Raw genomic sequence first — 18,329 nt, forward strand, 5'->3', positions numbered from 1 at the left:
TCAATAGAAAAAACTGTTCCGAAACAACTCAGTGCTTCAAAACAGTTTTTTATAAAATTTATTTTTTAATATTAATTTGCCCACATATCGTGCTCTCTACTTCTGATTTTCTCTTTTATTTTATCAGATTCTAAGAGCTGGAATAACGAATTACCCGGTAAATACTCGTTGATTGGTCTGTCACCATAAACGTTTGCTTCCTTATAAATAACTCCGCTAAACATTCTTGCATTTAGCAAATGATCAAAGGAAATTGGTTTAGCATCATTCTTTCTGTTGAAAGTCTTAGCCTCATGCAGAATCTCTCTTGCTTGTGGGTAGAATATCCAAAACAATTCAATCAAAGAAGCCTGAGCATCTTCTGAATCAATAAAGTTGACATCCGGAGCCACTGGTGCAATTGCTAAAATCCGATATTTGAGCTCTCCTTGACGTTTGTCAAAGTACCACCAACCTCTCACGCGGTATTGAGCAATATCACCCGCAGTTAAATCACGACGAATTTTATACTCCTCAGAAACCTGTTCACCTGCGTTCAATTGGTCGTAACCCGCATCCATCAAATCCTCTTTAGTTAAACTGGCTTTGATACTCTCTAAGGTTATCCTCTCAGCAAAATGAGAATCTCTGTAGATGTCTAACTTACCATTCTTAACGTTTTTCATAATAACATCAAACAACGGACGGCGATAAGTACTTACATCCAAGGTATCTATTGGGAAAAGTAACGGAAAATTTACTCGTTCGTTCAGGTCTATAATTTCCCAAGTTTCCACAGACCAAAGAATATCTCTCTCATCGACATACCCGTAAGGTAATGGTTTATCATTGTCTGCATCAATTTGAGCTTCTGTTTTCTTACCAATATCTTCCACCTTTTTAGCATTAAGCAAATTCGCCTGAGCTGAAGAAAGATTAGCAATTAAAACAAACGCTACAAAAAGAACTACGTTTTTTGATTGAAATTTCATTAATTGTTATTTTAGTTTGTTATTTCAACTGAAATCGGAGCTGGTGGTCGTGGTACATATCCAGCTGCACCTTGAATATTTGCCTTAACATCAAAAATTTGAATAATATCTCCTTTTCTTGCTCTACCGATTGCAGCCCTAGCTTGTTCATTCATTCTATCTCCATTCACTTGAACAGAAGGTTGTCCTGGAACAGAAACTTTAAATGACGTAACCGTATACTTCAATTCAAAATCAAAATCCTCAATGGTTGCTCCCACAGGCATTGCTGCTAAGTTCGCCTTAGGCATTTTAACAGTTCCTGATTGTCCAGCAAGTACGGTTACCGCACGAGGAACGTCTTTAATTCTGAACTGACGTGATGAAGAGAATTTTTGTCCATCTATTTCTCCTACTACATTAATTGTTACCTCCCGTCCTTGTCCTGGTTTCAAAACGTAACTTGTACCTGACTTTCTAGATAATCCAGGTGCCGAAGCCGTAACTTTGTTATCAGCAACCCCAGGCATTGAAATTGTAATTGGATTCTCCAACGGACGATACACTACGTTCATCTTATCAGCAGAAATTACAGCTGCATTAGGTTTTGGAATTGTTGAAAATGTTTGATCTACAGGAACAGAAATACGTTTTCCATCTTGATCAAAGTGTAAATTACCTGTAATTCTATGTTCTCCAGCATTTCCTGCATTCACTTTCAACTTCACTTTTCCATCCTGAATATCAAACTCATTTGCTGATAATTTTCTACCATCCAATGACAACTCTACTTCATTTGGCTTTGTTGAAGCATCTTTTCTTCCCAAAACAATAGCTCCATCAAAAGTTTCTCCTTGATAGTACGCCCCTTTTCCTTGTTCCAGTAAAGTGGTATAGTTAGTCATCGAAATCTGAGCTTTCAAATTACCTTCTAACATCATACCATAGAACTCTTGTCCATTAGATCTGATATCAGATTGCATCATCGAAAGTTTTGCTAATGTTGCGATATAAGGAAACCCTTTATAATGGTAATCCAACCATTTTTCTATCGTTCCATCTGCTTTTTTAACGCTTTCGGTATTAAAATTTGCTTTAATTTTTGCAACAAGTTCAGCGTATCGAGGATCATCTCCTAAAAGAGCCAAGGCTTTTTCTCTGTAACTGTCAATTTTATCAACAAATTCCTGTCCCTTAGCATTATAACCCTCGCCTTTGAAAAACAAATCGTCCGTGTACTCGGATTTATCCATTGCTTGATAATCTTTCTCCATAACACCCTTGTCCTCTTGTCCAATCTCTTTGTTCAATCCGTCTTTAATTTCTTGAACAAAACTGTACAATTCGTCAGACAATTCACGCATTTGTTTTGCTTTTTCGTACACTTCTCCGTACTGCTCAGGATTTTCTCTTGCACTATTTCCTAGCGTCTCTATAGCTGCAATATTGGCTGCATTTGCTCTAACATTCGATGCCTCAAATTTCTCGTTAACTAATCCAAATGCATTTAAAACTTCCTTACCCATGTTCAATGCCAACATAGCTATGAAAACTAAATACATAAGGTTAATCATCCTTTGTCTGGGGGTTAATTTTCCTCCTGCCATAAGTTATTAATTTTTAATTAGTTAGTTAACAATTATTTACCCATAGCAGATAACATTCCTCCATAAACTTTATTCAAGGATTTCAAATTATCTTGGAATGATACCATTTGTTGATTCAATGAATTGAGATTATCAACAACACCAGCCTGAGCTGCTACCTGATTCTCTGTTCTTTCTAATTGTAATTTGTATAAACTGTTTAATGATTCCAAATGAGATGCAGCAATTGAAAGCTCTTCACCATATTTATGAGTAGCTGTCATTGAAGTAGTTACAGGAGCTATTTCTTTAGCTGCACCCGCGAAATTTTCAATTGATTTACCTAATGATTGCATCAAATTCGCATCAATTTTAGCCTCTGCCAAAATACCATCTAGTTTCTCAGAAAGAGATTCTTTCAAAGCCTTATCTTCTTTAGTGACTACTTGAGCAGTAGCTAAGTTTTGACGAGGAGCTCCCCCTGACAATTCAGGATAAACCAAAGACCAATCCACCTCCTCCTCAACAGGCTCAAATGCCGCTATGAAGAAAATTAAAGCCTCTGTACCTAATCCAAGTGCCAATAATATGGTACCATTAAGTGGACCTATCGTCCAGTGTGTCAACTTAAACAACGCTCCGATGATCACGACAGCAGCACCTAAGCTGTAAACCATATTAAAGATTTTTTTTCTAGTTGAATTTCCTTTTGCCATAAGATAAAATTTTTAAATGTTGATTAGTTTGTTTTATTGATAATTTATTGATTCCTATCTAAATCCACGAGCTGTTTTAGCTTGTTGCCCTTCAGAAACACCCATAAAATCCTGCACTGTTCTGAAACCTATGTAACTACGAGCAGAATCTTGATATTCAAAATCGCGTGTGTTTACTTGCAACATGTAGGCAGTATCTTTCCAAGAACCTCCTCTGATAACTTTACGTCTATTCTTCTCATCAATTACGTTGGGGTTCATGGTTGACATATACTCATAGGAATTGGGATCATAAGTGGTGTTTGTCCACTCCGAAACGTTTCCTGCCATGTTGTAGAGATTGTATCCATTAGGCTCATATGACCTTGCCTCGACTGTATAAAGTGCGTTATCGGATGCATAGTCACCTCGTAATGGCTTAAAGTTCGCTAAGAAACATGCTCTATCGTCCGTTGTATAAGGACCTCCCCAAGGATAAGTAGCTCCTTCCAGACCTCCACGAGCAGCGTATTCCCACTCTGACTCAATGGGTAAACGAAATGAATTTATCTCATCATCTCCTTTAGCTTTTAAATATGAGTTTTTATTAAGGGTTCTCCATTCGCAAAAAGCCTTTGCTTGCATCCATGTAACCCCAACAACTGGATATTCTCCGTAGGCTTCATGCCAAAAATATTGATTGTGCATTGGTTCATTATAAGAGTACGCAAAGTCTCGAATCCAAACTGTTGTGTCAGGATATACCTTGACTAGTTCTTCCTTGACAAAATCTTTACGATTTCCTTTTGCACGAGCTGATTTTTCCATATCCAACCATTGATATTTGAATACGAATTTCTCAACATCCATGATACGCTTTCCGTTATAAGACTCCTCTATCGGGAGGTACATTTTATCCATAACTTCTGAATAGTACTCATCGGGAAACTTGTTTGTATCCCAAATCAATTGTACTTTTCTATTAAGTTTCTTTGTCTGCTGGTCTCCATATGTGTTATACATATATTGCTGATACGCATTCATGTTTTCTGTATTTGTATTTAGATATGCGTACTCACCAACACCCCCATTACCTTGCGTTTGACCTACTTGATCTGCTAATTCGGCGAGATTTGTTCTAATGATAGAATCGCGAACCCAATTGACAAACTGACGATATTCACTATTTGTAATCTCAGTTTCGTCCATATAGAAAGACCCAACACTCACAGTCTTAACAGGTGCATTTAGACTACCTGTTTTATCATCGTCAGAGCTACCCATAATAAAAGAACCACTTGGAACCAAGGTCATTCCATAAGGTCTCGGTTGTTTCCAACTTTTTCCTTTAACGCCAACAAGCTCCCCTTTATGATCTCCTCCCCCACGTTTGCAGGAATAGACTAAGGTGAGTATCGTTAACATTATTAATAATCTTCTTGCCATAAACATTGTTTAAATTAACTTTACAGTTTGGACTGCAAACGTAGACAATAATTTTCAAACTCACAACATTATTTCTAGTTTATTGAATGTTGAATTTGAAGTTTAACACTATATTTACAAATGTTTAGTAATTTCTACTTTACATCAAAAAAAAGTATTTATTTAAGAAATATCATATTTTCTTTAGTCAAATCACCAATTATAATATCTATTTTCAAAAAAAATATATTTTTTTTATATTGTATTTATACGAAAAAAATACGTTATTTTTACAGATTCAAAAATTGTTTTTTAACTATTTATCCATTAGGATAAAACTCCCTTTTCAGAAAAAAATCTTCTAAAAACGATCCTAAAGAGGAAGTTTTATGGTTCTCTAGTATTATATTTAGAGTTAATTCCCCACTGATTTAATATCTTTCACTCCAACATTCCACAGAATGAACGACTGTACATCAGCTGCTTGTTCAATGATTTTACTAACAGGAGTTCCCGCACCATGTCCTGCGTTGGTTTCAATGCGAATAAGTACCGGGTTTGTCCCTTTTTGTTTAGCTTGTAGCTCTGCTGCGAACTTGTAGCTGTGTGCTGGTACCACGCGATCATCATGATCACCGGTAGTGACCATAGTGGCTGGATATTCCACTCCTGATTTAACGTTATGCACTGGTGAATAGCTTCTTAAATAATCAAACATTTCTTTGCTGTCATTTGCTGTTCCATAATCATATGCCCAACCTGCCCCTGCAGTAAAGGTATGGTAACGCAACATATCTAACACACCTACCGCTGGTAATGCTACTCGAAACAAATCTGGACGTTGAGTCATGGTTGCTCCTACTAGCAACCCTCCGTTTGAACCTCCACTGATTGCTAAATGATTAGCTGATGTATACTGCTCGGTAATTAAATAGTTAGCTGCAGCTATAAAATCGTCAAACACATTTTGTTTCTGCATTTTGGTTCCTGCATCATGCCATTTTTTTCCATATTCACCACCTCCACGCAAATTGGCAACAGCATAAACTCCTCCATTTTCAAGCCATACGGCATTGGAAATATTGAAATTAGGTGTTAAACTTACATTGAATCCTCCGTAACCGTACAGTATGGTAGGATTTTTCCCGTCAAGTTTGATTCCTTTCTTATAGGTGATAATCATCGGAACTTTTGTACCATCTTTGGAGATATAAAACACTTGCTTGGATTCGAAATTATCGGAATTAAAGTCTATTTTAGGCTCCCAGTATAATTGATAATCTCCTGAATCTAAATTCATTTTATAAATTTTACCTGGTGTGTTGTAGTTTGTGAAAGAAAAATAAGTTTCTTTTTCATCTTTTTTAGCGTTGAATCCTCCTGCTGAACCCACACCTGGCAATTTTATCTCACGGATAAGTTTTCCTTCATAATCATATTGTTTTACTTTAGAAACTGCATCTACAATATAACGAGCGAAGATATAATCTCCTGCTAATGAAACTGATAGTACATTATCAATTTCTGGGATGATATCTTTCCAATTCTCAGGTTTTGGATCAGAAATATCCACACTTACCAAACGTTTGTTAGGAGCATTTAAGTTTGTAACCAAATAAAGTTTTGAACCCTTGTTGTTAATTACTTGGGTATCATTATCGAAATTTTCAGTAATTGCTACAAAAGTCGATTTTGGATTTTTTAAATCTTTAACAAACAATTTGTTCCCTGAAGTTGAATTTGCTCCAGACACGAACAAATAGTTCCCATCATCAGACACATAGCCAGAAATATAACGGTATTTTTGGTCTGCAGTGCCACCAAAAATAAGTTTATCTTCCTTTTGTGGTGTATTTAGTTTATGGTAAAACAGTTTATGTGTATCGGTCTTCGCTGAGAGCTCACTTCCTTTGGGTTTGTCATAACTTGAATAATAGAATCCCTCTTTTCCATTCCAAGAAATGCCACTGAATTTTACATCCACCAAGGTGTCACCAATAATTTCCCGAGTTACAGCATTCATGACGATAAGTTTTCGCCAATCACTACCTCCTTCGGAAATTTGGTACGCTAGAAGTGTTCCATCTTCAGTAAAACTAAGATTTGCCAAAGAAGTTGTTCCATCTTTTGAAAACTCATTAGGATTCAAGAAAACTTCTTCTTTGCCGTCTTTATCCTTGCGATAAAGAACACTTTGGTTTTGAAGTCCGTCATTTTTGTAGTAATAGATATAATCTCCCTCTTGGAACGGAGCTCCAACTTTCTCATAGTTCCAAAGTTTTTCTAAACGTTGCTTAATCGTTTTTCTATATGGTATTTTCTCTAAATAACCAAAGGTAACCTCATTCTGAGCCTTTACCCAATTGGCAGTCTCTTCACTGCGATCATCTTCGAGCCAACGGTAAGGATCCTCAATTTTTGTATCGAAATAAACATCAACGGTATCTACCTTTTTGGTTTGTGGATAGTTAATCTTAACTTCTTGTTCTTTAACCTTTTCAGAACAAGATACTGCCAAAAGCACACATCCTAAGGGAATGATTCTTTTATACATATTTTTGAATTTACTAATAGACAGGCGAAAGGTAGTTATTTTTTCGTTTTCTTCCAAATTTTTTTCTGCAAAGCCAATTTTTAACGTTTTTGATTTGGTTTGTGTCATTATTGCCCAACAAAAAAACTGTCCGAAAAAATCGGACAGTTTTTTGCAATTATGTTTTAAAAAATTGGAAGTGATGTAAAAAGTATGATACCTTAAAAAAAGAGGACATTTCTGTCAGGCTGAGCGAAGTCGAAGCCCTGTAATGATAAGGCTTCGACTTCGCTCAGCCTGACAATCAGAACTTCCATCATACTTTTTACAACACGACCAAAAAATTATTGTTTTTTAGCCCACCAAAGAGGTGTAAAAACGGTATCTTCACCTCCCAAATGGCGAACCGCTTGTTGATATCCTTCTTTTACATTTGCTTGTAAGTTAGCAGGATAAGGCAAACGTTGTGGGAAAAATGCTACTTTGCTTTCCATATAGTTTGCATCGGTTAATGCAGGCATTTTTTCTAAAGGTTTTTCTATTGCTGGATTCTCGAAGAACGGAAGCCCTAAACGACGATGGTCACTCCATCCTTCTAACGGAAGCCAAGGCACTTGTGCGATAAATTTCTGGGTGATAATTTTTGTCAAAGCATCATTTTTCACAGTTCCGTTTTGATATAAATTATTTACAGGATAATTGTACGATACAGTTGATTCAGCTCCTGTATATCCGTTTTTGTATTTCATAGTAACGGATGTAGGTTCCACCGTATGTGACCATTTTACAGAAGTTCCCACGCGATTGTACTCTTCTGAAGAAATATAAGCATTGTAATGATTAGAGACTCCCCAATAATCAAAACTCATTTTAATACCTTTTTCATATGCTTCCTGAGCAGACATTGGTACGTTCCAGCCCCTTACAGCAGCTTCGGCTATCAAAAAGTAAGACTCCCAAGCACCAAAAAACAAGCGTTTCGCTGTACTATTGCGTAAATTGTTACGCAAACGAGGGGTCATACCTGGCCAAGAATATACTTGATTCAAACTTCCTTTATCTCCCCATTCACCCAATGAATGAGCATTCCAAGTATAGGCTCCATTGATGGTAATAGTATCCGCTACATGGTCTTTTTTTGGCATCAACTTACGTTCAAATGTCTTTACAACATCCACTGACCAAGAGGGATATAAATTATACTGGGGATTATCTAAATCTCCTGGAATTGGATACAAAGCATAAGCTCGTGGATCAATTGCATGAGGCAATCCGTCAAACCAATAACCTGCTACAGGGTTATTAGTCTTCGTTGCGATATGATGCTCGTAATGAACTCCTAACCAGTCTGCTGGTTTGATTTTAGCAAGAGCCTTTGGTTTTTCAGCCAACTGAACAGATGACTTTACACCTCCTAAACCAACATACAAGTTATTTAGTGTAGTGGATATGTACTGCATATTCCACTCACGAGTCATTACTCCTGTTAAATCATTCCAACCAGGCTGCTCTTGTACTTCAAAGTCTTCGCTTAACTCAGCGATATAACCCTCTTTAACAGCTTTTTCAAATTCAACTTTTGCTACCGATGGTGCTACTTCCGACAATCTCATTGATAAACGCATACGCATTGAATTTCCGTATTTTTTCCATTTTGCAAAGTCATATTTGTACGCAGGGTCTTGCTTTTTAACGTTTTGAGATAATCCTGTTACACCCATGTTTAATTTCGCAGTTGCCTCTTCTAATTCCTTGAGCATAAATCCATAAATTTCCTCAACGCTATTGAAATCAGGATTTACCCCTTGGAATCCTTTTAGGGGCATTGGACCAAAATTATCGGTAGCCTCACTCATCAAATAAACTCTCCAAATACGAGCTACTTGAAGCAAGTTATCAGAATAAGGTTCATTTTTGCCTAATGCTTTCTTCTCTTCGGCTACTTGTATCGCTGTATTGATATTTTTTAACCAATCAGACAAAGAATTATAATAATCAGTTGACCAATCATTATTGTATGAACCTGTTGGCAATCCACTAATTCTGTCCATACGACCTGCTGCTTTCCAATACAGAACAAATGCCCTTTCCGATACGTGAGGATTTTGCTGAGCTCCTATGATGGAATTGTTAATTAGATACTCCACCTGTACTTGCTCCACCCCAACAGCTGTTGGATCCACGTTAATTTCTTCAAAATCATCACAAGAAGACAAGGAAAACGCTCCCAACAATCCAATTAAAATATATTTATTTTTCATTTTATCCCTTATTTTTATATTAAAAACTTACCGTTACATTGAAATAATAAGAACGCATTGTTGGAGAAGAGAAGTTTTCATATCCAACTGCATTAGTTCCCGTAGCAAACACAGACTCTGGGTCAACACCGTTCAAGTAACTTTTTAGCATCACTACGTTATTTACAGACATTCCAACCTTTGCACTTTGGGCTCCTAATCCTTTCACCCAATCATCAGGTAAACGATAATTCAATTGTAGATTACGGATACGAATATTTGTTGCATCAAACAAGTTTTCTTCTGTAATACCTAAGTTTCCTGTTCTTGATGCCATACGATTTACCCAAAAATCTTGAGGCGAAATCGCTTTGGTGTTTTCTTGATAACCATTTCCGCTTTCTACAACACCATTATAGACAATGTCAGCACGCTCTCCATTTACTACAGTAGCCGCTGAACGTCCGCTTGTTTTTAAACCATGGTTAGTTCCTGAGAATATTTTTCCTCCAAAACGACCATCAACAAGGATACTTAATGATAGGTTCTTGTATGTGAAAGTATTTGTAAAACCTAACAAGAAATCCGGTTGTTGATTTCCTAAGATATATTTTTCTCCAGTTCCTTTAGGAGCACCGTGTTCATCCACAATGATACGTCCGTAATGAGGGCTCGCTATGTCTTCAACTCTAACAAATTTAGTTCCGTAAATTACTCCATAACGCTCACCTGACATTGCCAAAATTTGAATATTATCAAAAGTACCTAATCCATACTGGGTTACAGGTTCAGAACCCTCTACTAAAGAATTAACGGTATTGATATTTTTTGAAGCATTCACAACCATGTCCCAAGAGAATTTTTCACCACGGATTGGTTGACCTGTAAGCATTAACTCAAAACCTTTATTTTCAATGTCTCCAGCATTTACTTTCATGGCTTTGTAACCACTCATGGAGTTCAATGGAATATTCAACAACTGATTGGTTGCGTTTGATTTATAGAATGAAAGATCAATCCCTAAACGATTGTTAAAGAATTTAGCATCCACACCGATCTCCCATGACTTGATCAACTCATTTTTTACGTTTGAGTTATATAGAACATCGTTGGTAGTTGCTGTAGTATTTCCATTAGGATCTTTACCTATTTTGTAAAAGTTATACAATTGGTAAGGCCCCATATCATTCCCTACCACTGCGTAAGATGCTCTTATCTTACCATAGTTAAACCATTCTGGTTTAATATCGTACTCTTTTTCAAGCATTTCAGAAAATACTAAGGAAGTACTCACCGAAGGATAGAAGAATGAACGATTTGCTTTGCTCAAAGTAGAAGACCAATCGTTACGCCCTGTGATATCTAAGAATGCATATTGATTGTAATTGATTTGGTATGTTCCATAGAATGAATTGATTTTGTGCATTCTGTAATGTTGGCTCACTCCGGGATTTCCTTTAGAGTTAGTTACTACAAACAAATTTGGCACTTCAAGCTCTCCAGCATCAATGGATAACCCTGAACTATGACGTTTCATCAAATTACCTCCAAAAGTTGCAGCCATACCTACTTTCCCAAACAAGTCGTTCTTTTGAGCACTAAACAAGAAACTTAAGTTTGTCTCATTAAAAGTATCTTTTCCTAAACTGTAACGACCTGTTGTCGTTAATGAGCTTTTTCCATAGGTTTTATTTTCTACGTTTGTAGTGTATAAATCCGTACCTCCTTTTACCTCAGCATTTAACCAATCGGTAAACTGATATTTAACCGAACCGTTCATCATAAAACGATCTCGAGAATCCTCATTGGTATTGTATTTTGCCAACCAAAAAGGATTCAAACCACTTGTGTTATACCAAATGTGGTTGCCGTAATCATCTATAGCCCTTGAAAATTCTGTGACATCAACTGTTACAGGAAGATTTAACATAGAATTGAAGACATTTATATCTCGTTGTCCTCCGATTGGGCGGTTTTTAACTTTCGAGTTGATATATTGCACCTTGAAGTCAGTTGTCCATTTTTCATCTTTTCCAAAACGAGAAATCGCTCTACTGATTAAATTTAAACGCTCCAATGTAGCCCCAGGAATACTACTTTGATTATCAACGTGCGTTAATGAAGAATAGATAGACGTTCCATTGGTAACCTGTTGTTGGAAAGACACTGAATGTTGAACATCCACACCCGTGTTTAAAAATCCTTCTACATTATCATGTACTCTTAACGGAATACGAGCTCCTTTCCAATCTTCTACCATTTGTCCTTCAATTTTTGGCCCCCAGCTTGAAGCTGAAAGTGGATCATAGTTTCCGTCAGCTCCTTGACCAAAAACATTTTGAACATCGGGTTTCATAAATACATTTTCAAAACCAATTGAAGAAGAATAGGTAATTCCTAACCCTTCACGGGCTTTCCCTGATTTGGTAGTAATCAAGATTACCCCGTTACCTGCTCGTGAACCATACAAAGCAGCAGCGGCAGGTCCTTTCAAAACTGACATACTTTCAATGTCGTTTGGATTCAAATCACCCAAACCATTTCCCATGTCATTGGTTGGATTCCAAAAGTCGTTGTTTGAAGCCCCTGTAAAGTTATCCATCGGCACACCGTCAACAACAATCAACGGCTGGTTATCACCTGTCAAAGAGTTGTTACCACGAAGTACTATTTTAGAAGATGCAGCAGGTCCGTTACTTCCTCTAACAATCTGTAAACCTGCTACTTTACCAGAAAAAGCATTAGCTAAGTTCGTTTCTTTTGCTTCTACTAAGGCGTCTCCTTTCACTTCCTGTAAAGCGTATCCCAGAGATTTTTTCTCTCTTTTTATTCCCAACGCTGTAACTACAACTTCGCCAAGCTGCTCTGCTTCTTCAACAAGTAAAACATTGATTGTCAGAGAATTACCCCCCCCTATAATTTTTTCTTGTGTTACGAAGCCTAAGTAACTGAATACAAGCACATCTCCTCGATTTGCTTTGATTTCGTACTTACCATCAAAATCGGTAGCTACTCCACGAGTAGTGTTTTTGATCAAAACACTTACGCCTGGTAGTGGCACTTTACCCTCGTCAGTAACGGTTCCTTTTACTGACACCATTTGTGCAGAAAGTGTTAAACACCAACTGAACACAAACGCGAACAATGTTAAAAATTTTAATTTCATAAGCTGTTTGATTAATTATAATTCGAGGCGTAAAGGTACAACTTTTTTCGTTTTGATACAAAACTATTTCCCTTTTTTTCTTTTATTCCAAAATTATCTATAAAAAATAGAATATCTGTTGATTATGAATCGAAAGAAATACGCGTTTTTAACAAAGTATGTGTTTTTAGTAACGATTCTTTGTATGAGTAATCAAAATAAAACTGTACCTTTGCCTTTAGTTTAAAACATTAAACCACATGAATGTAAACATAAAAAACATATCAAACAATCCATTGCCAAATTATCAGACGGAAGAAGCTGCAGGAATGGACATTCACGCTTTTGTAACCACTCCTATCACAATACTTCCACTGGAAAGAGTGATTGTAAAAACAGGTTTATTTTTGGAGCTTCCAAAAGGATACGAGGCACAAATAAGGCCACGAAGCGGACTTGCCGCCAAACACGGTATCACGGTTTTGAACGCTCCAGGAACCATTGATTCAGATTATCGAGGAGAAATTGGAGTTATCTTGGTAAATCTTTCCAATGAGCCTTTCGTAATTGAAAACGGCGAACGCATTGCACAAATGGTTTTTGCTAAATATGAAAAAGCAACACTTACTCAGGTTCAAGAACTTTCGGAAACAATTCGTGGTACAGGAGGCTTCGGAAGTACCGGTAAAAAATAAATACGAATGAGAAAAATAGTTTTTTTAGTAGCATTAGGTCTATTGACTTTTGCTTGTAAATCAAAGAAAAGTACCGTTTCAGCAGGTGAAGTTGACCGAAAAATGAAGGTCGGAACCCTGATTCAACATCATAGTAATGCCTTTCCTAAATTCGTTACAGTGAACGGCAGTATTTCTTTGGCTCACGGTAGTGAAGGAAATATGTCATCGCTCCCCGCTTTGAGTTTTCGTATGCAAAAAGATAAAGCTATTTGGTTTTCAGCTCCTTTGGGAGTTGCTAAAGTTTTTGTCACTCCCGAAAAAGCGAGTTACTACAACCGCTTAGAAAATACACACTTTGATGGCGATTTTTCACATATCAGCGATTTGTTAGGTTTTGAAGTGAATTTTGAAAACTTACAACGATTGCTATTGGGACAATATATCTATGATCAAGATACTTCAAACACTAAAATAATACTTATTGATTCTCAAAACTATATTTTACAGTCCGAAAACATAAACACCCTAAAAACCATTTACGGAATCACTCCGAAAACATATCGCATTGGTTTCCTTGAAATTACAAATACTGAGAATCCAAAAGAAAAATCTGAAGTGACTTATACATATCAGAAAGTAGACAATGTCTTGTTTCCTGATACTATTAAAATCAATGTACAAAGAATGGTGGATGGAGAATTACAAAAAACCGAAATAGAATTATCATTCAAAAGCATTCGTTTGAATGAAAAAGTAAATTTTCCTTTTAAAATTCCATCAGGAACGAAATCAATCTTGTAAATAAAATTACCAATTTCAAATTACGAATACTCTTGAGGAAATAATTCTAAATTACGAATTACGCTTATAGCTTTCATAATTTGTAATTCGTAATTTGAAATTCGTAATTTTTTTTAATATGTTTTTGCGTAATAAAAATAAAACGTATATTAGCAGTTTGTAAGAAAATATATAAATATGGCAAAGAAAGATACAAAGGAATTGAGTGCAGCAGAAGCAAAAGCAAATGCTTTGAAACTGACACTCGAAAAATTAGATAAAACCTTCGGTAAAGGAGCTGTAATGCAATTGGGAAATGCTCCAATTGAAGAAATTGAAACTTTCTCTACAGGATCTGTAGGTTTGGATGTTGCTTTAGGTGTTGGAGGATATCCAAAAGGAAGGGTCATTGAAATTTTCGGGCCCGAATCATCTGGTAAAACAACCTTAACCCTACACGCTATTGCAGAAGTACAGAAAGCTGGGGGAACAGCTGCATTTATTGATGCAGAACACGCTTTTGATCGTATTTACGCTCAGAAATTGGGAGTAGACATCAATAATCTGATTGTTTCACAGCCTGACCACGGTGAACAGGCTTTGGAAATAGCCGATGCGTTAATTCGTTCGAATGCGGTAGACCTGATCGTAGTGGATTCAGTCGCTGCTTTAACACCGAAAAGTGAGATCGAAGGCGATATGGGAGACTCTAAGATGGGAGTTCACGCTCGATTGATGTCACAGGCATTGCGAAAAATTACAGGAAGTATTAATAAAGCAAATTGTATTGTAATATTTATCAATCAATTACGTGACAAAATTGGAATCACATTCGGAAACCCAGAAACCACCACAGGAGGTAATGCATTGAAGTTTTATGCTTCTGTTCGTTTGGACATCCGTAAAGCAGGTGGGGGAAGTATCAAGGATTCAAGTGGTGAGGTTATCGGGAATCGTACCCGCGTTAAGGTAGTTAAAAACAAAGTTGCTCCTCCATTTAAGTCCGCAGAATTTGACATCATTTTCGGCGAAGGTATTTCGAAAATAGGGGAAATTATTGATATTGGTGTAGATGCTGACATCATCACCAAAAGCGGGTCGTGGTTCAGTTACCAGGGAACGAAACTTGGACAAGGACGAGATACCGTAAAAGCTCTATTGAAAGATAATCCTGAACTTACCGAAGAACTGGAGAATAAAATCAAGGAGTTCCTAAAAAACAACGATGATGATACCACTCCTAAAAAAGGAAAAAAGGGGAAATCAAAAGCAGATATAGAAACTCAAAACTCCGATGATGACTCTTTTGATGAAGATGAATTAAACGAAGAAGAATAGTTGATTTTAAACAACTTACGTTCTTTTATATACAATCGGGACAATACAATTCGGAAGTGTTGTGAAAAGTATGATACCTTTAATAAAGTGGATATTTCTGTCAGGCTGAGCGTAGTCGAAGCCCTGTAATTACGAGGCTTCGACTACGCTCAGCCTGACAATCAAAACTACCATCATACTTTTTATAACACAACCTACAATTCTATGGATTTTACATTCAGCAGAATTATATTGCCCCGATTGTTTTTTATGTCATCACGTCTTTCTAATTCGTAATTTGAAATTCGTAATTCATACTTGGTAGTAAGTCTATTTGATTTCCTTGATACTCACAGCATACCCACCGCCTTCTTTAGCTACGAGGGTAAGAGTGGTGTTGGCATCTACTTTTCTTTTGGTAATAGTGTACGCTTTAGGATTGTTTTTATAGTGTGCGTTTTTGGCATCGGCATAGATGGTGGCTTCATATTTCTTGTTTTTATCTAAGAAATTGAGTTTTAGTTTCGATGTATGTCCGTTTTCATTGGCTGTGCAACCGATATACCAATCGTTACTATGCTTATCTTTACGAGCCACGGTAATATATCTGCCAGGTTCTGCCTCTAAATAGATACTTTTTTGCCAATCTACAGGAACGTCTTTAATAAATTGAAAGGCATCTAAATATTTACTGTAATTTTCAGGCAAATCAGCTGCCATTTGTAACGGACTATACATTGTGAGGTATAGAGCCAATTGCTTTGCCAAGGTACTACGTGCATAGCTTCCGTTGTCAGGATTTACGTTCCAAATTTGGGTTTCAAAAATTCCTGGAGTGTAATCCATTGGCCCGCCTTGCAAACGTGTAAACGGAAGTACGGTGGTATGGAAGGGTTTATTTCCTCCGAAAGATTCAAATTCGGTTCCACGAGCCGACTCATTTCCGATAAGGTTCGGATAGGTACGACAAAGCCCCGTAGGACGCACTGCCTCGTGTGCATTAACCATAATTTTGTATTTAGCTGCCTCGGTTACGGCATACAAATAATGATTTACAAGCCATTGCCCATAATGATGTTCGCCTCGTGGCACAATATCACCTACATAGCCACTCTTTACAGCATTATAACCGTAGTCATTCATAAGCTGATACGCTTTATGCATATGTCGTTCGTAATTTCTTACAGAAGAAGAGGTTTCGTGATGCATCATCAGTTTTACTCCTTTGGAATGGGCATATTCGTTCAAGGCTTTGAGGTCAAAATCAGGATAAGGAGTTACAAAATCAAACACATAATCCTTTTTATGTCCAAACCAATCTTCCCAACCTACATTCCAACCTTCTACTAACACTTGGTCGAAGCCGTGTTGTGCTGCAAAGTCGATGTACTTACGTACGTTTTGGTTATTTGCGGCGTGTTTTCCGTTAGTCTTTAATTTTGTATAATCTACTTTATCAAGTTGAATAGAAGGTAACTCATCGGTGTATGCCCACGAAGATTTTCCTGAAATCATTTCCCACCAAACACCGATGTATTTCACAGGTTTTATCCACGAAGTGTCTTCGTACGCACAAGGGTCATTTAGATTCAAAATCAGTCGTGAAGCCAAAATATTACGAGCATCATCACTAACCATAATGGTACGCCAAGGGGTGTGGCAAGGAGCTTGTAGATGCGCTTTATCGCCCGTAGCATCGGGAGTCAAATGCGATTGGAACACGAAATTAGAATCATTGAGGTTCAAGTGCATACACGAGTAATCTACCAAAGCTGCTTCGTGTAGATTGATATAAAGTCCGCTATCAGTTTTCATCATTAGAGAAGTTTGCACTCCTGTGCGTGAAAACGGTGTTTGTGAGGCGTTATGATTGATGGCTCCTTGATTTAATAGGCGTATCTGAGAGAGTTTTGACTCGGTATAGTCGTACTCTTGGGTATCGTAGTCACCTACTATCCACCACGCTGTGTGGTCGCCCGTCATTGCAAACTCCGTCCATTCCTCTACCACCGTAAAATAGGTCAGATGCTTCTGCTCAGGAAACTCATAACGGAAACCTACACCATCATTATACACTCGAAAACGAATATTCATAAAACGATCTGAAGTCTTTTGATGAAGCGACACCAAAAGCTCGTTATAATGATTACGAATATGGCTTTCTTCGCCCCAAACAGGTTGCCATGTTTCATCAAAAGTAGATTTTTCTTCCTTAATAACTTTAAAATCAGCAATTAAATCAGTAGTATTTTTAAGTTCCAAGCCCATATAACTTTGCTTGATTACTTCCTGATTCTTGTACCAAACCTTATAAAAAGGTTTTCCTGACGGATTTAGCTCAAAGGTAACTTTTACATTACCATCAGGCGAAATTTGTGTGTTTTGTGCTTGAGATTGCCACCCCAAAAGGCAACAAAGAATAATCGATATTTTTTTCATTACAACTTTTTTTATTTAATTACGAATTACGAGATTTAATTACGAATTACAGAATCAATTACGAATTACAGAATCAATTACGAATTACGGAACCAATTACGAATTACGAGATTCAATTACGAATTACGGCTCTAATTTCCGTAATTTGTAATTCGTAATTTAAAATTCGCAATTCATTATTATGTTTTTAGTTTATTTTTGATTGTTATTTGTATTTTTCCAATGATTTTAGCTATTTCTTTGGCGTCGTTTAGCAAACTGATACTTTGTTCTTCTGTGAGAAAATCGGTTGCTTCTAATAATCGTAGCCAATATATCGTTTCTCGAGTTTCTTTATAAGCAATACTTACCTTTGATAAAAAATCTTTATCCGATTGTGCTCCAATAGCTTCTTCAACATTTGCCCCAATTGATGTGCCACACCTCAGCAACTGCTTCGACAAAACCCGTTCGTTATACTCTGAAACTATATAACGATATACATTCACAATCCGAACTGCAAAAGCAAATGTTTTCTCTTGAATGATATTGTCTTTCCTCAT

At 36.9% G+C, this 18,329-nt stretch carries 12 protein-coding genes; 3 read left to right on the forward strand and 9 right to left on the reverse strand.

The window, feature by feature from the left end; genetic code table 11:
• Nucleotides 1-71: 71 nt before the first annotated feature.
• From gldN to CGC49_RS05905, 7 genes are all read right to left on the reverse strand, one after another.
• Nucleotides 72-971, reverse strand: a complete 900-nt coding sequence (gene gldN / locus CGC49_RS05875) for a gliding motility protein GldN (RefSeq protein WP_042007225.1) — start codon at nucleotides 969-971, stop codon at nucleotides 72-74.
• Nucleotides 972-982: 11 nt separating this feature from the next.
• Nucleotides 983-2,557, reverse strand: a complete 1,575-nt coding sequence (gene gldM / locus CGC49_RS05880) for a gliding motility protein GldM (RefSeq protein ID WP_042007223.1) — start codon at nucleotides 2,555-2,557, stop codon at nucleotides 983-985.
• Between the two features lie 32 nt (nucleotides 2,558-2,589).
• Complete coding sequence (gene gldL / locus CGC49_RS05885; protein ID WP_042007222.1) at nucleotides 2,590-3,252, reverse strand: gliding motility protein GldL; 663 nt, start codon at nucleotides 3,250-3,252, stop codon at nucleotides 2,590-2,592.
• A 54-nt stretch (nucleotides 3,253-3,306) separates the two neighbouring features.
• On the reverse strand, nucleotides 3,307-4,683 hold the full coding sequence (gene gldK / locus CGC49_RS05890; protein WP_042344029.1) for a gliding motility lipoprotein GldK: 1,377 nt from the start codon (nucleotides 4,681-4,683) through the stop codon (nucleotides 3,307-3,309).
• Nucleotides 4,684-5,071: 388 nt separating this feature from the next.
• The gene (locus CGC49_RS05895; RefSeq protein WP_042346642.1) at nucleotides 5,072-7,210 is read right to left on the reverse strand and encodes a prolyl oligopeptidase family protein; all 2,139 of its coding nucleotides are present in this window, start codon (nucleotides 7,208-7,210) and stop codon (nucleotides 5,072-5,074) included.
• 323 nt (nucleotides 7,211-7,533) lie between these two features.
• Entirely contained in the window at nucleotides 7,534-9,450 is a 1,917-nt protein-coding gene (locus CGC49_RS05900) for a SusD/RagB family nutrient-binding outer membrane lipoprotein (RefSeq protein ID WP_095912095.1), read from the reverse strand.
• A 19-nt stretch (nucleotides 9,451-9,469) separates the two neighbouring features.
• The gene (locus CGC49_RS05905) at nucleotides 9,470-12,595 is read right to left on the reverse strand and encodes a SusC/RagA family TonB-linked outer membrane protein (RefSeq protein ID WP_095893693.1); all 3,126 of its coding nucleotides are present in this window, start codon (nucleotides 12,593-12,595) and stop codon (nucleotides 9,470-9,472) included.
• Nucleotides 12,596-12,834: 239 nt separating this feature from the next.
• Between CGC49_RS05905 and dut the strand changes: the two genes are divergently transcribed.
• From dut to recA, 3 genes are all read left to right on the forward strand, one after another.
• Entirely contained in the window at nucleotides 12,835-13,269 is a 435-nt protein-coding gene (dut, locus tag CGC49_RS05910) for a dUTP diphosphatase (protein ID WP_095912096.1), read from the forward strand.
• 6 nt (nucleotides 13,270-13,275) lie between these two features.
• On the forward strand, nucleotides 13,276-14,052 hold the full coding sequence (locus CGC49_RS05915; protein ID WP_095912097.1) for a DUF4292 domain-containing protein: 777 nt from the start codon (nucleotides 13,276-13,278) through the stop codon (nucleotides 14,050-14,052).
• Between the two features lie 177 nt (nucleotides 14,053-14,229).
• Nucleotides 14,230-15,369 carry a recombinase RecA gene (gene recA, locus CGC49_RS05920; protein WP_095912098.1) on the forward strand — a complete coding sequence of 380 codons (1,140 nt, stop codon included), beginning with the start codon at nucleotides 14,230-14,232 and terminating at the stop codon, nucleotides 15,367-15,369.
• A gap of 309 nt (nucleotides 15,370-15,678) precedes the next feature.
• Here recA and CGC49_RS05925 read toward each other — a convergent pair whose 3' ends face one another.
• Both CGC49_RS05925 and CGC49_RS05930 read right to left on the reverse strand, forming a co-directional pair.
• Nucleotides 15,679-17,787 (reverse strand): glycoside hydrolase family 97 protein, encoded by a 2,109-nt coding sequence (locus CGC49_RS05925; RefSeq protein ID WP_095912099.1) that lies wholly within the window; start codon nucleotides 17,785-17,787, stop codon nucleotides 15,679-15,681.
• Nucleotides 17,788-17,966: 179 nt separating this feature from the next.
• The gene (locus CGC49_RS05930; RefSeq protein WP_095912100.1) at nucleotides 17,967-18,329 is read right to left on the reverse strand and encodes a four helix bundle protein; all 363 of its coding nucleotides are present in this window, start codon (nucleotides 18,327-18,329) and stop codon (nucleotides 17,967-17,969) included.

Origin of the sequence: Capnocytophaga sp. H4358 (genome assembly GCF_002302515.1) — a bacterium.
GTDB lineage: Bacteria > Bacteroidota > Bacteroidia > Flavobacteriales > Flavobacteriaceae > Capnocytophaga > Capnocytophaga canis.

Bases quoted from the DNA above. Each gene is read 5' to 3' on its own strand.
- gldN (WP_042007225.1), bottom strand. From the start codon at position 971: ATGAAATTTCAATCAAAAAACGTAGTTCTTTTTGTAGCGTTTGTTTTA.
- gldM (WP_042007223.1), bottom strand. From the start codon at position 2,557: ATGGCAGGAGGAAAATTAACCCCCAGACAAAGGATGATTAACCTTATG.
- gldL (WP_042007222.1), bottom strand. From the start codon at position 3,252: ATGGCAAAAGGAAATTCAACTAGAAAAAAAATCTTTAATATGGTTTAC.
- gldK (WP_042344029.1), bottom strand. From the start codon at position 4,683: ATGTTTATGGCAAGAAGATTATTAATAATGTTAACGATACTCACCTTA.
- CGC49_RS05895 (WP_042346642.1), bottom strand. From the start codon at position 7,210: ATGTATAAAAGAATCATTCCCTTAGGATGTGTGCTTTTGGCAGTATCT.
- CGC49_RS05900 (WP_095912095.1), bottom strand. From the start codon at position 9,450: ATGAAAAATAAATATATTTTAATTGGATTGTTGGGAGCGTTTTCCTTG.
- CGC49_RS05905 (WP_095893693.1), bottom strand. From the start codon at position 12,595: ATGAAATTAAAATTTTTAACATTGTTCGCGTTTGTGTTCAGTTGGTGT.
- dut (WP_095912096.1), top strand. From the start codon at position 12,835: ATGAATGTAAACATAAAAAACATATCAAACAATCCATTGCCAAATTAT.
- CGC49_RS05915 (WP_095912097.1), top strand. From the start codon at position 13,276: ATGAGAAAAATAGTTTTTTTAGTAGCATTAGGTCTATTGACTTTTGCT.
- recA (WP_095912098.1), top strand. From the start codon at position 14,230: ATGGCAAAGAAAGATACAAAGGAATTGAGTGCAGCAGAAGCAAAAGCA.
- CGC49_RS05925 (WP_095912099.1), bottom strand. From the start codon at position 17,787: ATGAAAAAAATATCGATTATTCTTTGTTGCCTTTTGGGGTGGCAATCT.
- CGC49_RS05930 (WP_095912100.1), bottom strand. From the start codon at position 18,329: ATGAGGAAAGACAATATCATTCAAGAGAAAACATTTGCTTTTGCAGTT.